The 21,816-nt window shown below is 53.4% G+C and carries 18 protein-coding genes; 7 read left to right on the forward strand and 11 right to left on the reverse strand.

Going from position 1 to position 21,816, the window contains the following annotated elements:
- Window positions 1-210: 210 nt before the first annotated feature.
- Entirely contained in the window at window positions 211-1,866 is a 1,656-nt protein-coding gene (sgrR, locus tag ACSEMK_RS09855) for an HTH-type transcriptional regulator SgrR (protein ID WP_087860902.1), read from the reverse strand.
- An 87-nt stretch (window positions 1,867-1,953) separates the two neighbouring features.
- Here sgrR and sgrT point away from each other — a divergent pair, with 87 nt between their 5' ends.
- Window positions 1,954-2,106 carry a glucose uptake inhibitor SgrT gene (gene sgrT, locus ACSEMK_RS09860; RefSeq protein ID WP_015704385.1) on the forward strand — a complete coding sequence of 51 codons (153 nt, stop codon included), beginning with the start codon at window positions 1,954-1,956 and terminating at the stop codon, window positions 2,104-2,106.
- Window positions 2,107-2,269: 163 nt separating this feature from the next.
- On the forward strand, window positions 2,270-3,454 hold the full coding sequence (locus ACSEMK_RS09865) for a sugar efflux transporter (protein WP_087860901.1): 1,185 nt from the start codon (window positions 2,270-2,272) through the stop codon (window positions 3,452-3,454).
- A 44-nt stretch (window positions 3,455-3,498) separates the two neighbouring features.
- On the opposite strand, the gene ACSEMK_RS09870 is transcribed toward ACSEMK_RS09865, so the two are convergent.
- Complete coding sequence (locus tag ACSEMK_RS09870; protein WP_430914827.1) at window positions 3,499-4,809, reverse strand: MFS transporter; 1,311 nt, start codon at window positions 4,807-4,809, stop codon at window positions 3,499-3,501.
- Between the two features lie 230 nt (window positions 4,810-5,039).
- Between ACSEMK_RS09870 and ACSEMK_RS09875 the strand changes: the two genes are divergently transcribed.
- On the forward strand, window positions 5,040-5,936 hold the full coding sequence (locus ACSEMK_RS09875; protein ID WP_087860899.1) for a LysR family transcriptional regulator: 897 nt from the start codon (window positions 5,040-5,042) through the stop codon (window positions 5,934-5,936).
- A gap of 37 nt (window positions 5,937-5,973) precedes the next feature.
- Here the strand turns inward: ACSEMK_RS09875 and aroD are convergent, their stop codons facing one another.
- From aroD to leuL, 9 genes are all read right to left on the reverse strand, one after another.
- Entirely contained in the window at window positions 5,974-6,729 is a 756-nt protein-coding gene (gene aroD / locus ACSEMK_RS09880; protein ID WP_430914828.1) for a type I 3-dehydroquinate dehydratase, read from the reverse strand.
- A gap of 29 nt (window positions 6,730-6,758) precedes the next feature.
- Window positions 6,759-7,973 (reverse strand): MFS transporter, encoded by a 1,215-nt coding sequence (locus ACSEMK_RS09885; RefSeq protein ID WP_430914829.1) that lies wholly within the window; start codon window positions 7,971-7,973, stop codon window positions 6,759-6,761.
- A gap of 10 nt (window positions 7,974-7,983) precedes the next feature.
- The gene (locus ACSEMK_RS09890; RefSeq protein ID WP_045376448.1) at window positions 7,984-8,847 is read right to left on the reverse strand and encodes a shikimate dehydrogenase; all 864 of its coding nucleotides are present in this window, start codon (window positions 8,845-8,847) and stop codon (window positions 7,984-7,986) included.
- Between the two features lie 11 nt (window positions 8,848-8,858).
- Window positions 8,859-10,892 carry an FAD-dependent oxidoreductase gene (locus ACSEMK_RS09895; RefSeq protein WP_430914830.1) on the reverse strand — a complete coding sequence of 678 codons (2,034 nt, stop codon included), beginning with the start codon at window positions 10,890-10,892 and terminating at the stop codon, window positions 8,859-8,861.
- Window positions 10,893-11,261: 369 nt separating this feature from the next.
- Window positions 11,262-11,867 carry a 3-isopropylmalate dehydratase small subunit gene (leuD, locus tag ACSEMK_RS09900; protein ID WP_015704393.1) on the reverse strand — a complete coding sequence of 202 codons (606 nt, stop codon included), beginning with the start codon at window positions 11,865-11,867 and terminating at the stop codon, window positions 11,262-11,264.
- A 10-nt stretch (window positions 11,868-11,877) separates the two neighbouring features.
- Window positions 11,878-13,278, reverse strand: coding sequence for a 3-isopropylmalate dehydratase large subunit (gene leuC / locus ACSEMK_RS09905; protein WP_047065212.1), 1,401 nt, complete (start codon window positions 13,276-13,278; stop codon window positions 11,878-11,880).
- A 2-nt stretch (window positions 13,279-13,280) separates the two neighbouring features.
- Complete coding sequence (gene leuB, locus ACSEMK_RS09910; RefSeq protein WP_015368262.1) at window positions 13,281-14,372, reverse strand: 3-isopropylmalate dehydrogenase; 1,092 nt, start codon at window positions 14,370-14,372, stop codon at window positions 13,281-13,283.
- The gene (gene leuA, locus ACSEMK_RS09915) at window positions 14,372-15,943 is read right to left on the reverse strand and encodes a 2-isopropylmalate synthase (protein WP_087860894.1); all 1,572 of its coding nucleotides are present in this window, start codon (window positions 15,941-15,943) and stop codon (window positions 14,372-14,374) included. Before leuA ends, leuB begins: the two co-directional genes overlap by 1 nt.
- A gap of 93 nt (window positions 15,944-16,036) precedes the next feature.
- Entirely contained in the window at window positions 16,037-16,123 is an 87-nt protein-coding gene (leuL, locus tag ACSEMK_RS09920) for a leu operon leader peptide (protein WP_020079614.1), read from the reverse strand.
- Between the two features lie 604 nt (window positions 16,124-16,727).
- On the opposite strand from leuL, the gene leuO reads away from it, so the two are divergent.
- The 4 genes from leuO (at window position 16,728) to cra (ending at window position 21,507) form a co-directional block, all read left to right on the forward strand.
- Window positions 16,728-17,696, forward strand: coding sequence for a transcriptional regulator LeuO (leuO, locus tag ACSEMK_RS09925; RefSeq protein ID WP_015704394.1), 969 nt, complete (start codon window positions 16,728-16,730; stop codon window positions 17,694-17,696).
- 390 nt (window positions 17,697-18,086) lie between these two features.
- On the forward strand, window positions 18,087-19,811 hold the full coding sequence (gene ilvI, locus ACSEMK_RS09930) for an acetolactate synthase 3 large subunit (RefSeq protein ID WP_087860893.1): 1,725 nt from the start codon (window positions 18,087-18,089) through the stop codon (window positions 19,809-19,811).
- 2 nt (window positions 19,812-19,813) lie between these two features.
- Window positions 19,814-20,305, forward strand: a complete 492-nt coding sequence (gene ilvN, locus ACSEMK_RS09935; RefSeq protein ID WP_015368257.1) for an acetolactate synthase small subunit — start codon at window positions 19,814-19,816, stop codon at window positions 20,303-20,305.
- 197 nt (window positions 20,306-20,502) lie between these two features.
- Window positions 20,503-21,507 (forward strand): catabolite repressor/activator, encoded by a 1,005-nt coding sequence (gene cra, locus ACSEMK_RS09940; protein ID WP_087860892.1) that lies wholly within the window; start codon window positions 20,503-20,505, stop codon window positions 21,505-21,507.
- The last annotated feature ends 309 nt before the right edge of the window (window positions 21,508-21,816 follow it).

Here is a 21,816-nt window from a genome sequence, read left to right on the forward strand (position 1 = left end):
TCGACGGGTATTTTCTCAGCCCATACGCTTCATCCTTCAAGCCGCATCTGCGTTAGCTTCGCGCGTTCACCCCAGTCACATAGTTATCTATGCTCCAGGGGATTCACCCGCTTGCTGCCTTGATGCAACTTGAATGATATTGCGTATGTTTATTAGCACCCCGTTGAGAACGGCGATAGTGTAATGATTTTGTTAGATGACGCAAAGCATTCAGGGCTCCGGCGGGGCGAACCACGCCGATTTAAAGTCAAACCAGCCGAGGGTGTTCATGCGCACGCCGCGCATACTGCGCTGGCCCTGAATCATAAGCCAGTGGTGAATCAGCGGAACAATATGCTGTTTCTCCAGCAGTTGCTGGCTCCAGGTCGCCGGGTTGAATTCGCCCGCGCGCCAGCGGTTGGCGTCTGCCTCCCAGTCGATGGGAATGCAGTGATGCATGAGCGGCACTTCATATAAATAGGCGAATAGGGAAAAATCGATCGGCAGCGTGAAATTGACGCTGTTGAGCCAGATATCGCTCACCGTTTCGCCGCGATGCCAGTCATCATACTCCAGCTCCTGAATGTTCAGCTTCACCTGATGTTCCGCCAGCAGCGCCCGCATGATCCCGCCAATGACCCGATGTTCCACATGATCGCGATAGTAGGTGAGGGTGACTGACTCCAGACCGGCTGGTTTTTCGCAGGCGTGGCTGCGGGCGTGGTGCCAGCGCGGCAACAGGCCGTAGGCCGGGAACCAGTTACCTTGATAGTGCTCGCCGGCGTGATACAGCAGATTGGCGGGCTGGAACAGATAACTTAACCAGCGGCGCACGTCATCATTGCCGCCCAGCGGGCTGCGACTATCAAAGAGCAGGTAATAGCACCCCTCTTCCAGGCGGCTCTCTACGGCTTTTTCGCTTTCAGTATTACCCTGCAGGGTTAAGCCGCCGTTGGGTTCTTCGCTAATTTCCGGCAGCACCCAGACGTTAACCTCATCGATCAGCGCCCGGTAGCCGAAGTACTCTTCAAAGGCATGGATTTTCAACTGGTTTTGATTATTGCGCGCGACCGCGTAAGGGCCGGTACCGATAGGCATACTGGAAAAGTTCTCCATCGTCCGCCATTCCTGCGGCAGCACCATTGCCGGGACCTGGCCTAACAGCCAGGGCAGCCAACGGTCCGGCTGGCTGAGGTGAATATCCAGCGTCCAGGCGGTCGGCGAGACGATGCGCTCGATATGGGAAAATAGCGGCAGTTCGCTGCTGCGCTGTAGCGAGGAGATAACGTCGGCCATCTCCAGCTCCCGGCCATGATGGAAATGAATGCCGGGACGCAGGAAAAAGCGCCAGTGGTTAGGCGAAATTTGCTGCCAGTGGTGGGCGATATCGGCCTCCAGTTCCCCATTTTCCTCATTTACCCGCGTCAGGGCGCTAAAAATTTGCCGCGCGATGTGGGTCTCCGAACGGCGCAAGGCGCTGCCGGGCAGTAGATTCTTCATCGGCCGATAGTAGAGCACGCGCAGAATGTGCCTCCCCTGGCGGAAACTGCGGCCAAGATGGGAGATCAACATTTGCCTGACCGCCGTTTTATCGCCAACCAGTTGCACCAGTTGATCGATGCGATCCTGCTCCAGTAAATCTTCGGCACGCTGCTGCTGCAGCGCCAGACCGGTATAAAGGAAGGTCAACCTGGAACGCTTGCCGCGCCCGGCTTCGGATTCCCACGCCAGCCAGCCGCGCGCTTCCATCAGGTTGAGCAAGGTGCGCATATGGCGGCGCGAACAGCTAAGCATTTCCGCCAGTTCGTTGAGGGTGGTCTGCTGCGACCTGCCGTCGCAGCATTGCCACAGGCGGATGAACTGTTGTTGCAGACGGCTGGAAGGCATAAAAGAGGAACTCCTGACGAAAACTCAGCAATTTATGAGTTCCTATATTAAGCCAATAATGAACCTCGATGAAGTAAGGAGATGAATATGACGAGGTCAACCACTAAGCAGTTCTATCAACGGTACTTTTCTGCGACGCAGGGCGCGTCCTGGCTGGCCCGCCAGTTAGCAGGAAGGCAGCAGAAGATGCTGGAGGAATTGATGCAGTGGGGAGTTACGTCGCCGACCTCCGATCGTTGACTTGCCGACATCATGTGTGACTGAGTATTGGTGTTATACTCGCCGTCTTTCAGGCTGCAAGCGTATTGGCTGCAACTCGAAATCCACAGAGTATAGAATCACCCGCCAGCAGATTGCTTCTGCTGGCTTTTTTCGTTTACTTCGCGTGTGTTAAGGACATTTCATGCTGTGGTTGATGACGATGGGGCGACGGTTAAACGGCGTCTACGCCGCCTTTATGCTGGTGGCTTTTATGATGGGCGTGGCCGGGGCGCTGCAGGCGCCGACGCTTAGTCTGTTTCTCAGCCGTGAAGTCGGCGCACAGCCGTTCTGGGTCGGCCTGTTTTATACGGTGAATGCGATTGCCGGTATCCTGGTGAGCCTGGCGCTGGCCAAACGATCCGATAGCCGCGGCGATCGTCGGCGGTTAATTATGTTCTGCTGCCTGATGGCGGTGGGTAACGCGCTGTTATTCGCTTTCAACCGCCATTATCTGACGCTTATCACCTGCGGCGTCATGCTGGCGTCGGTCGCTAATGCGGCAATGCCGCAGCTGTTTGCCCTCGCCCGCGAATACGCCGATAGCTCTGCCCGCGAAGTGGTCATGTTCAGCTCGGTGATGCGCGCCCAGCTGTCGCTGGCGTGGGTCATTGGCCCACCGCTGGCTTTTATGCTGGCGTTGAATTATGGCTTTATGACCATGTTCTCCATCGCCGCCGGGATTTTTGTCATCAGCCTGGCGCTGATTGCCTTTAAGCTGCCTTCGGTGGCGCGAGTGACGCAACTGCAGGAAGGCAGCAGCCTGCCGGAGCTGGAAGGTGGCTGGCGCGATAAAAACGTGCGCATGCTGTTTATCGCCTCTACGTTGATGTGGACCTGCAACACGATGTATATCATCGATATGCCGTTGTGGATCAGTAGCGATCTTGGCCTGCCGGATAGCCTGGCGGGGATACTGATGGGAACGGCAGCCGGTCTTGAAATTCCGGCGATGATCCTGGCCGGCTACTACGTTAAGCGTTGGGGGAAACGTAAAATGATGGTGGCGGCAGTCGCCGCTGGCGTGCTGTTCTATGTGGGGCTGATTATGTTCCATGGTCGCACGGCGCTGTTGGCGCTTCAGTTATTCAACGCCATCTTCATCGGTATCATCGCCGGGATCGGCATGTTGTGGTTCCAGGACCTGATGCCGGGGCGCGCCGGGGCGGCGACCACGCTGTTTACCAACAGTATCTCCACTGGGGTGATTCTGGCCGGGGTGATTCAGGGAGCGCTGTCGCAAAGCTATGGTCACGCCAGCGTTTACTGGACAATCGCGGCGATTTCGCTGCTGACGCTGTTTTTGACCAGTAGGGTTAAAGATATTTAAGTCATTCTCCCGCGCCGGCCATGCTGGTCCGACGCGGGATAGCGTTATTTCAGCACGATTTGCTTGATGTCGCCGATGATAAAGATGTAGGCAATCACCCCGATCAGTGCGGTCACCCCAACGTAAATGAGGGCATAAAAGAAGTTACCGGTGGCTGATATAATCACGCCAATGATGAGTGGCGCGATAATTGAGGCCAGATTGGCGCAGAAGTTAAATATACCGCCGGTCAACCCAGCCATATTATCCGGGGCAATATCAGATATTAACGTCCAGCCCAAACCGACCATTCCCTGACCAAAGAAAGCGATCGACATGATAATAATCACCGTCGAATTCGCACTGACCCAATTAGCGGCGATAATGCAGCTAGAAAGGAGCAGTCCGGAAATTATTGGAAGTTTTCGGCTTATGTTTGCCGAACCGGTACGCTTAAGTAGCCTGTCGGAAAGCCAGCCGCCGAAGATGATGCCAACCGCGGCGGCCAGGAATGGCCAGGTGGCGAAAAATCCCACGTGAAGCCACGGCAGATGGCGTTCGTTGGCCAGGTAAGTGGGGAACCAGGTAAGGAAAAAGACAAGCGTAGTGTTACCGGCAAACTGCCCCAGACTGGCGCCGATAATTTGTCGGCAGCAGAGTAGCCGTTTGGCATCGCGCCAGTTAAATGGAATATTTTCACTCGTATTGGTAATCTGGTTGGCGCCAATATAATCCAGCTCTGCTTTATTTGCCGTTTTTGATTCATGTGGCTCATGATAAAAACGCCACCATACGAAAGTGAATAAAATACCCAGCCCGCCGGTCAGGAAAAATAAGGTTCGCCAGCCGTGATGTTCAAGAATTAAATATAGCAATGGCGAGAAGGCGGCTAATCCAATATATTCCCCAACTGTATAAGTGGCGGTGGCCCTGGCGCGTTCATGCTGGGGAAACCATTTGCTGACGATGCGGCTATTGGCCGGAAAGCAGGGGGCCTCGCTGACACCTAGCCCCAGACGCAGAAGGAGCAAAGATTTCAGCCCCAGAGAGAAACTTTGCAGTAGGGTAAATAGTGACCAAAAGAAGATGGACAGGGCGTAGGTCAATTTATTACCGAAACGGTCTAAAAACATGCCGCCAGGAATTTGCGCCAGCGCATAAGTCCAGGCAAAAGCGGAAAAAACAATGCCCATCATTGCCGGGTCAATGTGGATTTCAGTGGTTAATTTTGGAGCGACGATTCCAAGAATGGTACGATCGAGATAATTAATCATCGTACCCAGCGATAACAGCGTTAAAATAAAAATACGCGTTCTGCTTCTTTTTAGCGTGCCGGGCGATGACGCCAGGCTTCCTTGAGAGTCAGGTATAGACATAAAGATTTCCTTTAAAGTTTAAAATATTTTTGCATGTATTTATGCATGCAGAAATATTCTAATGACTCATAGACTGGGTCTATGAATGGCAACGCTTTGTTACGCACAAAAGAAAATATCAAATAATATTTGATGTGAATCTGATATTGACTCGTTGTAGCGTATTATCAACCTGCCGCATGGTATATTAAGCGCAGTGATCTTATTCTTATATTATACGGACAAAAATAATGAACCTGAAGCAACTTTATTATTTTAAGCGATTGAGCGAGACGGAACATTACACCGAAGCTGCCTCCAGCCTGTTCATCACACAACCTTCGCTAAGCCACGCCATATCTGAGTTGGAGAAAGAACTTGGCGTGGCGCTGTTCGCCAGAAAAGGGCGCAACGTCAAAATTACGCAAAACGGTAAACGTTTTTTACCCTATGTGGAAGATGCGCTCGCTTCTTTAGAGAATGGGCGGCTGACGCTGCAAAACAATGATAGCGAAAAGAAAGAGAATATTCGTATCGCCTTTATTTATACGATGGGTGAATTTGTTGTTCCGCAGTTAATTAATAAATACACTAATTCACCATCCAGTCACAAGGTGACTTTTTCCTTTACGCAAGGCACTTCGCTTTCGTTATTACAAGCGTTAAAGGCAGGAAAAACCGATCTGGCGATTTGTTCATATATTGCCGATGAACCAGACATCGATTTTATTCCCATCATTCAGCAGGAACTGGTGGTGGTGACGGCGAAAGATCATCCCCTTGCCAGATTATATGAAAATGAGGTCGATCTGGTTGAGACGATTCACTATCCCTATATCTACTTCTCGGAGAACAGCGGTTTGCGGCCTTTTATTGATAATGTCTTTATGCAGCAAAAACTGGTGCCGGATATCGCCTGCTACGTCGATGAAGATACCGCGATGGCGGGGTTGGTTAGCATCGATTATGGTATTGCGATTATGCCGAGGATCTCCGCGCTGGCAAATTATAACGTGCACATTCTGAAAATAAAAAATGAGCTCCCCCCGCGTTATATCTACCTCGCAACGATGAAGGAAAGGGTACTTTCTTCAGCAATTCAATCGTTTAAAAACGTCATTATTAACGATAGCCAGAGAATCAACTGAGCAAGCGCCCGGAGAGTGGCTCCGGGCAGCCTGTTTATCAGGACAGGATGTCCATTAGCTCGCGCAGCTTAGCGATGGCAATCTGGCCCGGGGCGGAGGCCTGGCCGACGGTGCCAAAGGTCATCGCTGAACCGAACAAGCGTCCGGTTACCCGGCTAACGCCGCCGGATTTGCCCATCGACATGGTGATCAGCGGGCGCGTCGCGTACTTCTCTTTCATGGTCAGCGTGGCGGAAAGCAGAGTGAGAACGTCCTGAGGTGTCTGCGGCATCACCGCGATCTTTGGTAGATCGGCACCCAACTCCTGCATTCGACGCAGTCGATAGATGATATCTTCCTGCGCCGGCGTTTTATGGAAATCATGATTGCTCATGATCACTTTTACGCCGGCTTGATGCGCATCGTTCACCAGCGCGCGGATTTGCGCTTCGTCGTTAAACAGCTCGATGTCGATAACATCGGCTAATCCGCTTAGCGCCGCCTGACGGTTAAGTTCAAAATACGCTTCGTCGCTGATTTCCGTTTCGCCGCCCTCTTTCTTACTGCGAAAGGTGAACAGCAGCGGTAGAGTCTTCAGCGTATGACGGATTTCCGCCAGCGCGGCCAGCACCTGGGGGATTTCCCGGACGTGGGTAAAATGGTCAACTCGCCATTCGATAATATCAGCGCCAGCGTCAACCAGGCCCTGCGCATTAGTCAGCAGTTCATCCAGCGTTTTCCCGATCAGCGGTACGCAAATTAAGGTTTCGCCTTCCTTGAAGGTGATGTTCTTTACGGTTACTGCAGTTGTCATGTAGGTATCCATTATTGTTGTCGTGAACCTCAGGCGGTGACGGTGGTGCGAGACACTCTTTGCGCCGCGCGCGCCTGAAGTTGACGATAGCCGATGTACAGGGCGATCACAAAGCCGATAACGGCGATCAGGAAATCAAACCACATAATGCTGGCAATACTAATCTGTGAAAGCCTGGCGGTGATAAGCGGGATCGTGAAGCTCGCGATACTGCCTGCGGTGTAGAAGATCCCGGTCGCCTTGCCTTTGCCATTCGGAAAGCTCATTGCCATGATGGTCGCTCCCAGCTGCAATACCCCGCCGGCAGCGGCAAAGCCGATGACGAAGGCGAAACCGGTAACCATCAGCGGGGTGGGGAACAGGCACACTAACAGCAATGAGACCATCGACAGGCAGGTATAGATGATCATCGCTACCGCAGAGCTGAATACCTCTTTGACGAAAGCGGCGGTCACGAAGACGCAGACCAGCGAACCGACGGTGTAGATGCTCAGGAGCTTGATCGCCGATGCATAAGGCATACCGACCACGAACTGACCATATTGCGCCAGCCACTGACTGACCAGGTAAAAAGTTGCCATGCCGATATAGCCGTACAGGGTAAAGACAACCATATCCAGTTTGTTGGCTTGCGGCTTAGCTGAAGCCGATGCCTGCGCCGCTGGAGCCTCTTCCTTTTTGGCCGCCTGGCTATCGGGGAACGGCATCTTGAGCAGATAGATTGCGCTCAGTACAAACAGAGCCGCCGCGATCACGAACGACCAGCCAAACCACAGATTTGCCCATATCAGCAGGCTGATAATGAACGGCAGCAGAAATTGCCCTGCGGAAACGAAGGCTTTGATGAGTACATTAGCGCGGCTGGCGGAGTGCGGGAAAGACTCCATCAGCGCCGGATAGGTTCCGGAGTCGAGGAAGCTGTTCGCCAGACCAGCCATGATGCCAAACACGTAGGCCAGATAAATATTTTTAGTCAGCAGAATGCCGACGAAGAAGATCAGATAACTCAGGATCCCGAGATAAATAAAAGGCTTGCGACCAAAGCGATCCGACAAAAAACCGGTCACGATCGTCGCCAGTTTACCGATACCTAATGAGGAGATAACGATCGATACGCCAGCAGCATCTGTTCCCCACTGTTCCTGAAGATGGGCCATGTTGAGGGTGATTAAAAGCACCCCCATGCCGTGGATCAGGTAGTTGAGATACAGCCCTGCCGCAGTAGGGATGTATTTGTTTTTCATCTCTTGCCTCTTAGAACAGAATGCTCTTGACGTAGTCAACCGGCATCTCTTTGCCCGTCCAGATTTCGAACGCGCGCGCGCCTTGCCACAGCATCATTCCCAGGCCGTTGAGGGTGCGGCAGCCTTTTTTCTCCGCCACTTCCAGCAGATGGGTTTTACGCGGGTTATAGACGACGTCGGAGACAATCAGGTCCGGGCGCAGGAAGCTGTCGTTTGGCAGCAGCATCTGGCCTTCGAATGGTTTCATACCGACGCCGGTGGCGTTGGTGAGGATCACGCTGCTGTCGATTTCGGCGCGCAGCTTGTCATGATCGTCGAGATCGAAAAGGTGGATCTCGCAGTCGGTGTTATCGCGGATCTTGGCGACGGTCTGCTCGGCATTGGCGAAGAACTTGTCTTTACGGTTGAAGATCGAGATGGCCTTCACGCCGTCGAGCGCGGCCTGTACGCTGATGGCGGTAGCCGCGCCGCCCGCGCCGAGGATGGTCATCTTTTTGCCGATGATATCGATACCGGCTTCTGACAGCGCGCGCATATAGCCGGTGCCGTCGGTAATGTGACCGGTCAGGACGCCATTATCGTTGACGACGGTATTGACCGCGCCGACCAGCTGCGCCGCCGGTGAAAGCTTGTCGAGATACTGACAAATCTCGGTTTTATTCGGCATTGAGACGTTGTAACCGCGCAGTTTCAGCGCGCGGAAGCCCTGCACGACATCCTTTAGCTCCTGGTTATCGACTTCGAACGCCAGGTAGGCGTAATCGAGACCAAGATGCGCAAAGGCTTCGTTGTGCATGGTCGGCGACATGCTGTGTCTAATCGGGGTAGCGATTAAGCCAATCAGCTCGGTATGACCGGTAAGACGTTCTGCCATGATAAATATCCTCAATATGTTAAAAATGGAATCTGTTGCGCTTCGCGATTGCCGAGTACGCCCATGTCTTCGAGTATTTCCAGCACGTTGCGGCCTTCGCGCACGCCGTCAATAATTCGCCGGGCCGACAGGCTGTCGCCGATATTCATGATTTTTACGTTGTTGGCGGCGGCCCACTGGGCGATGTCGTCGAGACCTGCGCGGTTGGCGCGCATTCCCAGGCACACAAAGCCGTAGTCGAAGGGAATATCGAACGTGCCGCTGGCGGTATTCACGGTGAAATGGTTTGGAGCGACAGCGGTCAATCGGGTCTGCATGTGTTGCTCCACCTGGTGTTCTTCCAGCATGGTCAACATCGCGTTTTTGGTAATAATGTCGAGGTCCTGTCCCGGCGCGTCCTGCATTTCAATCAGCACCGTTTCGGCGCCGCGCGCGGAGAAGTATTCGATGACGTCCAGGCCGACGGCGCCGCCGCCAACCACCACGATGCGTTTACCTGCGGCATCGGCAAAGGCGTCAAGGTGTTCAATCATGCCGGTTATTGAGAACAGGCAGCCACCCTTGGCGTCAATGTTCTCGCGCAGGCCGTCGATCGGCGGCAGTAGGGGAACCGAGCCGGTGGCGTTAACGATGAGCTGTGGATGCAGCGCGGCGACTGAAGCGACGTCGGCGCGTTTACCGACCTGCAGCATCAGATTGCTTAGCCCGGAAAGGCGGTTTTTCATAAACTGCGGGAAATCGGCGATGCGCTTTTTCTCCGGCAGCAGCGCAATGGTGCTGGCCAGGCCGCCGACGTGGCTTTTCTCTTCCAGCAGCCAGGTGTTGCAGCCGACTTCCGCGGCGGTACAGGCGGCTTCCATTCCGGCCGTGCCGGCGCCGATTACCACGACGTTGGTTTCGCGCGAAACACGCTGCTGTTTGTAAGCGTCGCCGTGGATGATGTCCGGGTTGATCGAGCAGCGCAGCGGGCGAGAGCGGGCGATGCGGTGATCCGCGCAGCCGATATTACAGGAGATGCATTTGCGCATCAGACGCTCATTGCCGCTTTGTACTTTCTGCACCCATTCAGGCTCGGCAATCAACCCACGACCAATGGCGATCAGATCGGCATCGCCGGTCGCGAGGATATCTTCGGCGATTTTTGGCGAACGAATGTTGCCGGCGATCACCGTCGGCTTATGGAATTTGTCGCGTACCGCGCGGGAGAGATAGCGCTTCCAGCCATCTTCCAGCGACATCTGGTCGATTTGCAGGTTCAGGTTATCGTTCTGCGCGGCAGAGACGTTAATAATGTCGACTTTGTCCTGACACAGTTCGAGGATGCGCAGCGAATCTTCCAGCGTGTTGCCGCCCTTTAAGAAATCGTCGGCGCTGATGCGTAGACTTATTGGGAAACGCGGCCCGACGCAGGCGCGAACCTTATCGATAATCAGGCTTAATATGCGGGTGCGGTTTTCGATACTACCGCCGAATTCGTCGGTACGTTTATTAAATAGCGGCGATAAAAACTGGCTAATTAAATAGGAGTGGCCGCCATGAATTTCTACACAGTCAAAACCGGCGCGGCGTACGCGCTCCGCGGCGTCGCCAAATTTGTCTACCGCGTGATAAATTTCTTCATGGGTCATTGGCCGCGGAATATTACCGTGCTTTTTCGACGGCGTGCTGGAAGCGGAAAGCGGCGTCTGCCCATTCAGGCGATAAGCATAAGCCGAAGCGCCAGCGTGATTTAGCTGAATCGCTACGCAGGCGCCGTGTTTATGAAGGGTTTCGGTTAATTTAAACAGACGCGGAATATATTGATCGTTATCGATACGTAACTGCGTTGTACCATTGGAGGCGAAGGGAAAATCGATGCAGATATTTTCCACGGTAATGAGCCCGGTACCGCCTTTCGCCCGCAGTTCGTAGTATTCAAGCTGTTCCTGCGAGACTTCGCCGTTGAGGGTGGCCATATTGGTACCCATCGGCGGCATGATAATGCGATTTTTTATGGTCATCCCGTTGATAGTTAGCGGGCTGAATAGATGAGGATAGTGGCTCATTTAGGCTCTCCACAAGAACGGCAGGCGGCCCACGTTGTGAAGCAGGCGACGTGACGTATCTAAAGTTAATATTTCTCTGTCAGGAAAGATAACGAGCCGGGGAGGGGAAAAATAATGCTTTTTTTTGTGCTGAGCTATAGGGGTTTTCTATGGAGTTAACCGTTAATTCACATATTGGACGGTTTGTTTTAAATACTTCTGCTGATTATTTACTTGTCATTGTGGATCTATACAAAAATAGCCCGGCAACGCCGGTATAAATGCACGATGAGGTACGGGAAGGATAAATTTATCTATAAATTATACGTAATAATAGGCGCCGGAGAGAAACACAAAGAGAAAGCCCGGCTTGTTCGCCGGGCTTGAAGGTTAGTTCATAAAGGCGGGCTGTTGGCGCTCGTAGGCGGAAATCGCCTCTTCATGCTGCAGCGTCAGGCCGATGCTATCCAGGCCGTTGAGCATACAGTGGCGGCGGAAGTCGTCGATTTTAAAGCTGTAGGTTTTATCCCCGGCTTTAACCACCTGCGCTTCAAGGTCTACTTCAAAGCTGATGCCCGGGTTCGCCTGTACCAGCTTGAACAGCTCGTCCACCTGCTCATCGCTGAGCGTCACCGGCAGCAGTTGGTTATTGAAGCTGTTGCCGTAAAAGATATCGGCAAAGCTTGGCGCAATCACCACTTTGAAACCGTAATCGGTCAACGCCCACGGCGCGTGCTCGCGCGAGGAGCCGCAGCCGAAGTTTTCACGCGCCAGCAGGATAGACGCCCCTTTATATTGCGGGAAGTTCAGCACGAACTCAGGGTTCGGTTGCTGCCCCTGGTCGTCGAGAAAACGCCAGTCGTTAAACAGGTGCGCGCCAAAGCCGGTACGCGTTACTTTCTGCAGGAACTGCTTAGGAATGATCGCATCGGTATCGACGTTTGCGGCATCCAGCGGAACCACCAGGCCAGTATGTTGGGTAAATTTCTCTGCCATGATGGTCTCCTTATTTCAAGTTACGAATATCGGCGAAATGGCCGGTCACCGCTGCCGCCGCGGCCATTGCCGGGCTGACTAAATGAGTGCGTCCGCCGCGGCCTTGACGGCCTTCAAAGTTACGGTTGCTGGTAGAGGCGCAACGTTCGCCGGGATTCAGGCGGTCGTTGTTCATCGCCAGGCACATGGAGCAGCCCGGTAAGCGCCACTCAAAACCGGCGTCGATGAAAATCTTATCCAGACCTTCGGCTTCCGCCTGCGCTTTCACCGGGCCGGAGCCGGGAACCACCAGCGCCTGTACGCCCGGCGCCACTTTACGCCCTTTGGCGATTTCCGCCGCCGCGCGTAAATCTTCGATTCGCGAGTTAGTGCAGGAACCGATAAAGACTTTATCGATCGCGACCTCGGTCAACGGTACGCCGGATTTCAGCCCCATATAGGCCAGCGCTTTTTCGGCGCTGGCGCGCTCGACCGGATCGCTGAACGACGCCGGATCCGGGATAATATCGGTGACGGAGATGACCTGGCCGGGATTGGTACCCCAGGTGACCTGCGGCGCAATCTCTTCTGCCTGCAGCGTCACCACGGTATCGAAGGTGGCGTCATCGTCGGTTTTCAGCGTTTTCCAGTATTCCACCGCGTCGGCGAAATCCTGGCCCTTCGGCGCGTGCAGGCGGCCCTGCACGTAATTGAAGGTGGTCTCGTCCGGCGCGACCAGACCCGCTTTGGCGCCCATTTCGATTGCCATATTGCACAGAGTCATACGGCCTTCCATGCTCAGGTCGCGAATGGCTTCGCCGCAGAATTCGACCACGTGACCGGTACCACCGGCGCTACCGGTTTTGCCGATGATCGCCAGCACGATGTCTTTCGCGGTAATGCCCGGCGCCGCTTTGCCACGAACTTCGATTTTCATCGTCTTCGCGCGACCCTGTTTCAGGGTCTGGGTCGCCAGTACATGTTCAACTTCAGAGGTGCCGATACCGAATGCCAGCGCGCCGAATGCGCCGTGAGTGGCGGTATGGGAATCGCCGCATACGATGGTCATCCCCGGCAGGGTGACGCCCTGTTCCGGGCCCATGACGTGTACGATGCCCTGGAATGGGTGATTTAAGTCATACAGCTCAACGCCAAACTCTTTGCAGTTCTTAATCAGCTCCTGCATCTGAATACGGGCCATTTCGCCGGAGGCGTTGATATCTTTAGTCTGCGTTGAGACGTTGTGATCCATGGTGGCGAACGTTTTGCCCGGCTGACGCACCGGACGACCGTGCGCGCGCAGCCCGTCAAACGCCTGCGGAGAGGTGACTTCGTGCACCAGATGGCGGTCGATATACAGCAGTGGGGTTTCGTTCTGCGCTTCGTACACCACGTGCGCATCAAACAATTTTTCGTATAAGGTCTTCGCCATGATTACACCCCTTCCGCGACATAGCGGGCAATGATATCGCCCATTTCATCTGTACTGACAGCCGCCGTACCGCGCGCTAAGTCGCCGGTACGAATGCCTTCTTCTAATGCGCGGTTGATAGCGCGTTCAATGGCGCTCGCCGCGTCGCCCGCGTCCAGGCTGTAGCGCAGCAGCAGCGCCAGCGACAGGATTTGCGCAATCGGGTTGGCGATATTTTTGCCCGCGATGTCCGGCGCCGAGCCGCCCGCCGGTTCATACAGGCCAAAACCTTGCTCGTTGAGGCTGGCGGACGGCAACATGCCCATAGAGCCGGTGATCATCGCGCACTCGTCGGACAGGATGTCGCCAAACAGGTTGGAGCACAGCAGGACATCGAACTGCGACGGATCTTTGATGAGCTGCATAGTGGCATTATCGATATACATATGCGCCAGCTCGACGTCCGGATACTCTTTGCCAATCTCGTTGACGATTTCGCGCCACAGGATAGAAGACTGCAGGACGTTGGCTTTATCGATTGACGTCACTTTGTGACGACGCTTGCGCGCCGATTCAAAGGCAATACGCGCGATACGCTCGATTTCAAAGCGGTGGTATACCTCGGTGTCGAAGGCTTTTTCATGCTGGCCGCTGCCTTCACGGCCTTTCGGCTGACCGAAGTAAATGCCGCCGGTCAGTTCGCGCACGCACAGAATGTCGAAGCCGTTGGCGGCGATATCGGCGCGCAGCGGGCAGAACGCTTCCAGCCCCTGATACAGTTTAGCCGGGCGCAGGTTGCTGAATAATTTGAAGTGCTTACGCAGCGGCAGCAGCGCGCCGCGCTCCGGCTGCTCGGCCGGCGGCAGATGTTCCCACTTCGGGCCGCCGACGGATCCGAACAGAATCGCGTCAGCCTGCTCGCAGCCATCAACGGTGGCTTGCGGCAGCGGCATGCCCTGACGGTCGATGGCGATGCCGCCAACGTCGTACTGGCTGGTGGTGATACGCATTGAAAAACGGTTACGAACGGCTTCCAGTACTTTCATCGCCTGGTTCATCACTTCCGGGCCAATTCCATCACCCGGCAAAACGGCAATATGATAATTCTTCGACATTACACGGTTTCCTTGTTGTTCTCTTTATTCTGAGCTTGGCGTTGCAATTCTTTTTCGACTTCGGCGGCGCGCCAGATATTGTTCAGCACGTGTACCATCGCTTTTGCTGACGATTCGACGATATCGGTCGCCAGACCGACGCCATGGAAGCGGCGACCGTTGTATTCCACGACAATATCCACCTGACCCAGCGCATCTTTGCCGTGGCCTTTGGCGCTTAAGCCATACTTCACTAAGTCGATGTTGTAGTCCGTCACGCGGTTGATCGCCTGGTAGATAGCGTCAACCGGGCCGTTGCCATTGGCGGCTTCGGTTTTGATTTCATCACCGCAGGCCAGCTTGATAGAGGCGGTAGCGATATCGCTGGAGCCAGACTGGACGCTGAAGTAGTCGAGACGGAAATGCTCTGGTTCTTCCTGCTGTTTGTTAATGAAGGCCAGCGCCTCCAGGTCGTAGTCGAAGACCTGGCCCTTTTTATCCGCCAGCTTCAGGAAGGCGTCATACAGATGATCCAGGTTGTAGTCGCTCTCTTTGTAGCCCATCTCTTCCATACGGTGTTTCACCGCCGCGCGGCCGGAGCGTGAAGTCAGGTTCAGCTGTACCTGGTTCAGGCCGATGGATTCCGGGGTCATGATTTCGTAGTTTTCGCGGTTCTTCAGCACGCCATCCTGATGAATACCGGAAGAGTGGGCGAAGGCGCCGGTACCGACGATAGCTTTGTTAGCCGGGATCGGCATATTGCAGATTTGGCTGACGGTCTGGCTGGTACGCCAGATTTCGTGGTGATTGATGTTGGTGTGCACGTTCATAATGTCTTTGCGCACTTTGATCGCCATGATCACTTCTTCCAGTGCGCAGTTGCCGGCGCGTTCGCCGATACCGTTCATCGCGCCTTCTACCTGACGCGCGCCAGCGTGGACGGCGGCGAGGGCGTTGCCGACGGCGATGCCTAAATCATCATGGGTGTGGACTGAAATAATCGCTTTATCAATGTTTGGTACGCGTTCGTACAGGCCGCTGATGATGTTGGCGTATTCAAACGGCATGGTGTAGCCGACGGTATCCGGGATATTAATGGTCGTGGCGCCAGCGCGGATAGCCGCTTCGACAACGCGAGCCAGATCGTCGATCGGCGTACGGCCTGCGTCTTCACAGGAAAATTCGACGTCATCGGTATAGTTACGCGCGCGTTTCACCATGTAAATAGCGCGCTCGATGACTTCATCCAGCGTACTGCGCAACTTGGTGGCGATGTGCATCGGTGAGGTGGCGATGAAGGTGTGAATACGGAATGCTTCCGCCACTTTTAAGGATTCCGCCGCCACGTCGATATCTTTCTCAACGCAGCGCGCCAGCGCGCACACGCGGCTATTTTTGATGGTGCGAGCGATGGTCTGCACCGATTCAAAATCGCCTGGGGAAGAAACCGGGAAACCGACTTCCATCACATCGACGCCCATACGTTCAAGGGCCATGGCTATTTGCAGCTTCTCTTTCACGCTCAGGCTGGCCTGTAACGCTTGTTCCCCATCACGTAAGGTCGTATCGAAAATAATGACTTGCTGGCTCATGGTTTAGATCCTTAATCTGTTGCCTGGCGCCTTGCTTCGAGCATAAAAAAACCCGCGCAATGGCGCGGGTTTAGTGTCTTGCTGGAAGATGACTTAACGCTGAACGTCGCCCAACAGCCTACCGCGCACAATGGATGCGTTTAGTAGTAGTAGGCTGGTGAAGCGAGTAGTGCGAATCATGCGTCATACTCCAGTTGAAATCGATATGCTTTTAGAGTTACTGGATAGCGGTTTTGATGTCAACCCCAGGCAAGATAAAAACTGTTTTTCACAAGCCTGGTGAATTAGCTAATTGTGCTGGATTATCCCTTGTTTCGCCGACGATCCTATTTGAGACATTTATCTGCCTCTGGAAAAATAAAACAATTAGAAAAAATTTTTATCATAAAGGGGGGCGATAAAGACAGGAGGGAGGAATGTGCTTATCTTAATGAAACATAAGGGATTAGTGGTGTTGTCCTTGCTGGTTTTGAGAGTTTTAGGCGAGAGGAAGGATAACAAAGTGTTAATTAATAGCAGAGGGAAAATAGATAGTTAATTGATACTTAAATTGCAATTAACTAATAGTGGTGTTGTTTATTCCTGTGATCTATGGGTACACTTTATATCATCAAGTAAATGATATGTTTTAGGCGGGTTCCGGTGATGTCCTGTGAGGTTTTTCGTCGCTACTCATAACCTTGATATATTCCTAAAATTCAACTTTACCCTTTTGCAGATTTAATATGCATGATAAATGATATTGTCTTAATTAATTACTGCACTTTGGTAAAAGGAATTTAGCGTGACGGTGGAGTTAGATATGTTAATTGAAAATACTGAATATAAATCAGCCCCGGGACAGGAAGTCGTTAAACCACAACTGCGGATGGTGGATCTCAACCTGCTGACCGTCTTTGATGCGGTGATGCAGGAACAAAATATTACCCGCGCGGCCCATACTCTCGGCATGTCCCAACCGGCGGTAAGTAACGCGGTATCTCGTCTTAAGGTGATGTTTAATGATGAACTGTTTGTTCGCTATGGGCGCGGCATTCAGCCAACGGCGCGGGCATATCAGCTGTTTGGCTCGGTACGCCAGGCATTGCAACTGGTGCAAAATGAGCTGCCGGGTTCCGGTTTTGAACCGCTGAGTAGCGAACGCGTATTTAACCTCTGCGTTTGTAGCCCATTGGATAATTACTTAACCTCGCTAATATTTAATAAAGTTGGTGAAATCGCGCCAAATATTCATCTGGTCTTTAAATCAGCGCTACATCAAAACACCGAACATCAGCTGCGTTATCAGGAAATTGAATTTGTTATCGGCTATGAAGAGTTTCGTCGTCCTGAGTTCGCCTGCATACCTTTATTCAAAGATGAAATGGTTCTGGTGGCCAACCGTAAACATCCGCGTATTTCCGGGCCGTTAACGGAAGCGGATATTTATCAGGAAGAGCACGCGGTCGTCGCATTGGATCGTTATGCGTCATTTAGCCAGCCGTGGTATGACTCCGTAGATAAACAATCCTGTATTGCTTATCAGGGCAATGCCATGGTCAGTGTATTAAATGTAGTTTCGCAAACCCACATGGTGGCGATAGCGCCACGCTGGTTAGCCAATGAATTCGCGGATAAATTAGACCTGCAGATATTACCGCTGCCGCTGAAGGTAAATAGCCGCACCTGCTTCCTCTCCTGGCACGAAGCGGCCGGTCGCGATAAAGGCCATCAATGGATGGAAGAGTTACTGGCAAATATCTGCCAGCGCTAATTGCCGTTATCTACAAAGGGGAGCGAAAGCTCCAGCTTATCTGAATAAATAGCCAAAAAGCAGAATATTATTCTGTTTATCACCGCGGGTTCTCGCAACCCGACGGTGAAAAATGGATGATTTTCTGCCGTAAGCCATTTTCCCCGAGTATTGGCTGTCTCATTTTGCTATTCATGAAGCAATCCTCCATATATTTCTCCAGATGCTTTCTTTTCTGCTTTTGAGACCCGCTGCAGACCCCGGCAGGCGAATTGCCTGCCTGTTGGCGAGCAGTTATGGTAATGCACAGCAAGTCGTTCACCTCAATGCGCTGCCGCTGGCGGCGCATCATACGACGCGCGCGGAAAATGACTTCCGCCGTCGTGAAAACAATAAGCCTGGAGGCAAACCATGGAGATGTTGTCAGGAGCCGAGATGGTCGTCCAATCGCTTGTCGATCAGGGCGTCAAGCAAGTATTCGGCTATCCCGGAGGCGCAGTCCTCGATATCTATGATGCATTACATACCCTCGGCGGCATTGACCATGTGCTGGTGCGCCATGAGCAGGCGGCGGTGCATATGGCCGACGGGCTGGCGCGCGCGACTGGCGAAGTCGGGGTGGTGCTGGTGACCTCCGGCCCGGGAGCGACAAACGCTATTACCGGTATTGCAACGGCTTACATGGATTCTATTCCGCTGGTCATTCTTTCCGGGCAGGTCGCGACCTCGCTGATTGGCTACGATGCCTTCCAGGAGTGCGATATGGTGGGGATCTCGCGGCCGGTGGTCAAACACAGCTTCCTGGTGAAACAGACTGAAGATATTCCAGGTATTCTAAAGAAAGCGTTCTGGCTGGCCGCCAGCGGCCGTCCTGGGCCGGTGGTAGTCGATTTGCCGAAGGATATTCTTAATCCGGCGAAGAAGCTGCCTTACGTTTGGCCGGATGCGGTTAGCATGCGTTCCTATAACCCGACGACCAGCGGCCATAAAGGGCAAATTAAACGCGCGCTGCAAACGCTGGTGGCGGCGAAAAAACCGGTCGTGTACGTTGGCGGCGGTGCAATCAATTCGCAGTGCGAAGCGCAGCTGCGTACGTTGGTCGAAAAGCTGAAGCTACCGGTGGTCTCTTCATTAATGGGTTTAGGCGCTTTTCCGGCGACTCATCAGCAGGCGCTGGGGATGTTGGGGATGCACGGTACCTATGAAGCCAACATGACTATGCATCATTCTGACGTTATTTTTGCAGTTGGCGTACGCTTTGACGATCGCACCACCAACAATTTGGCTAAGTATTGCCCGAACGCCACGGTGCTGCATATTGATATCGATCCTACGTCGATCTCCAAGACCGTCCCGGCGGATGTGCCGATCGTCGGCGACGCGCGTCAGGTGCTTGACCAGATGTTTGATCTGCTTGAACAGGAAGAGAGCCAGCAGCCGCTGGATGAGATCCGCGATTGGTGGCAGCAGATCGAACAGTGGCGTTCCCGCCATTGCCTGCAATACGACACGCAAAGCGGCAAGATCAAACCGCAGGCGGTGATTGAGGCTATCTGGCGCCTGACCAACGGCGACGCTTACGTGACTTCTGACGTCGGCCAGCATCAGATGTTCGCCGCGCTCTATTATCCATTTGATAAACCAAGACGTTGGATTAACTCCGGCGGCCTCGGCACGATGGGCTTTGGTCTGCCTGCGGCGCTGGGCGTGAAGATGGCGCTACCGCATGAAACCGTTATCTGCGTGACCGGGGACGGCAGCATCCAGATGAACATTCAGGAGCTTTCCACCGCCCTGCAGTACGAACTGCCGGTACTGGTATTGAACCTGAATAACCGTTACCTCGGGATGGTGAAGCAGTGGCAGGATATGCTCTATTCCGGCCGCCATTCGCAGTCCTATATGGAATCGCTGCCGGACTTCGTGCGCGTCGCTGAGGCTTATGGCCACGTCGGTATTCGCATCAGCGAGCCGCAAGAGCTTGAGGCTAAACTGGCGGAAGCGCTGGAGCAGGTGCGTAATAACCGTCTGGTGTTCGTTGATGTTACGGTTGATGGTAGCGAGCATGTTTACCCCATGCAGATCCGCGGCGGCGGCATGGACGAAATGTGGTTGAGCAAAACGGAGAGAACCTGATTATGCGCCGGATATTATCTGTATTACTGGAGAACGAATCGGGGGCATTATCCCGGGTGATCGGCCTGTTTTCCCAACGCGGCTACAATATTGAAAGCCTGACGGTAGCGCCAACCGACGATCCGACGTTGTCCCGCATGACCATCCAGACGGTGGGCGACGAAAAAGCCATTGAGCAGATCGAAAAGCAATTACATAAGCTGGTGGACGTGCTGCGGGTTAGCGAACTGGGCCAGGGCTCCCATGTCGAGCGTGAAATCATGCTGGTGAAAGTGCAGGCCAGCGGTTATGGCCGCGAAGAGGTGAAACGCAACACCGAGATATTTCGCGGGCAGATTATTGATGTCACGCCTTCTATCTATACCGTGCAGCTTGCCGGAACCAGCGATAAGCTGGATGCCTTCCTGGCCTCCTTGCGCGACGTCGCGCGCATTGTTGAAGTGGCGCGCTCTGGAGTGGTCGGCCTGTCGCGCGGCGATAAAATCATGCGCTAAACGCTGAAAAAATGACGTAAAAATAGCCCGACACAAACTGTCGGGTTATTTTTTTGCGAATTCCGTAGGAACTGTGGACGAAAGCGGTTGCCGCGCTAACTATTCTGCGTTTAGATGTTATAAAAATGGATCTCTATACTCTAATGAGTATATCTATTTAATGGTTGTTTTTTGTACTTCTTACCCAAGGGGCAATTGTGAAACTGGATGAAATCGCCCGGCTGGCCGGTGTTTCAAGAACCACCGCGAGCTATGTGATTAATGGCAAAGCGAAGCAGTATCGCGTCAGCGATAAAACGGTCGAGAAGGTGATGGCGGTGGTGCGCGAGCATAACTACCACCCGAATGCGGTCGCTGCTGGCCTGCGCGCAGGACGCACGCGTTCAATTGGTCTGGTGATCCCGGATCTCGAGAATACCAGTTATACCCGTATTGCGAACTATCTGGAGCGTCAGGCGCGTCAGCGCGGCTACCAGCTGCTGATCGCCTGCTCGGAAGATCAGCCGGATAACGAAATGCGCTGTATTGAGCATCTGCTGCAGCGCCAGGTGGATGCCATTATCGTTTCGACTTCACTGCCGCCGGAGCATCCATTCTATCAGCGCTGGGCGAACGATCCTTTCCCGATTGTCGCGCTCGACCGCGCGCTCGATCGTGAACACTTTACCAGCGTCGTCGGCGCGGACCAGGACGACGCTGAAATGCTCGCCGCCGAGCTGCGCAAATTCCCCGGTGACAATGTGCTGTATCTGGGAGCGCTGCCGGAGCTGTCGGTAAGCTTCCTGCGCGAGCAGGGGTTCCGTTCGGCGTGGAAGGATGACCCGCGGGAAGTGAACTTCCTCTATGCCAACAGCTATGAACGCGAAGCCGCGGCCCAGCTGTTTGAAAAGTGGCTGGAAACGCATCCGATGCCGCAACTGCTGTTCACCACCTCTTTCCCGCTGCTGCAGGGCGTGATGGACGTCACGCTGCGCCGTGAAGGCAAACTGCCATCCGAACTCGCCATCGCCACCTTCGGTGATAACGAACTGCTCGATTTCCTGCAGTGTCCGGTGCTGGCAGTTGCGCAGCGTCACCGCGACGTTGCCGAGCGTGTTTTAGAGATTGTACTGGCAAGCCTGGATGAACCGCGTAAGCCAAAACCAGGCTTAAGCCGTATTCGTCGTAACCTTTATCATCGCGGAAGTTTGAATCGCCGCTGATCCATTAGCGAAAAAAGGTTAAGATTCTTCGTAGGTTATTCGCCAGATGGATTAGCATCTGGCGATAATCCATACAATTTACGTAGAGATTCGTAAATCTATTCGCTTTCAGACAAATCCCTAAACTTCTTTACGCCTTATTTTGTTTTATTCCTGAGAAAGATTTTTTTGTATCCAAATGGTGCAAGAAAATGCGCAATGCCATCTGTTAGTATTATTTTGTTACATTCATCGGAATAATTGCTGAATTAACAATCGCTTTATCCTGCCTTCATCGCCGTTGAGAGCGTCAGGCCGCGGCACAAGTGC

Origin of the sequence: Klebsiella sp. K-3, from assembly GCF_051207495.1 — a bacterium.
Classification (GTDB): domain Bacteria; phylum Pseudomonadota; class Gammaproteobacteria; order Enterobacterales; family Enterobacteriaceae; genus Klebsiella; species Klebsiella aerogenes.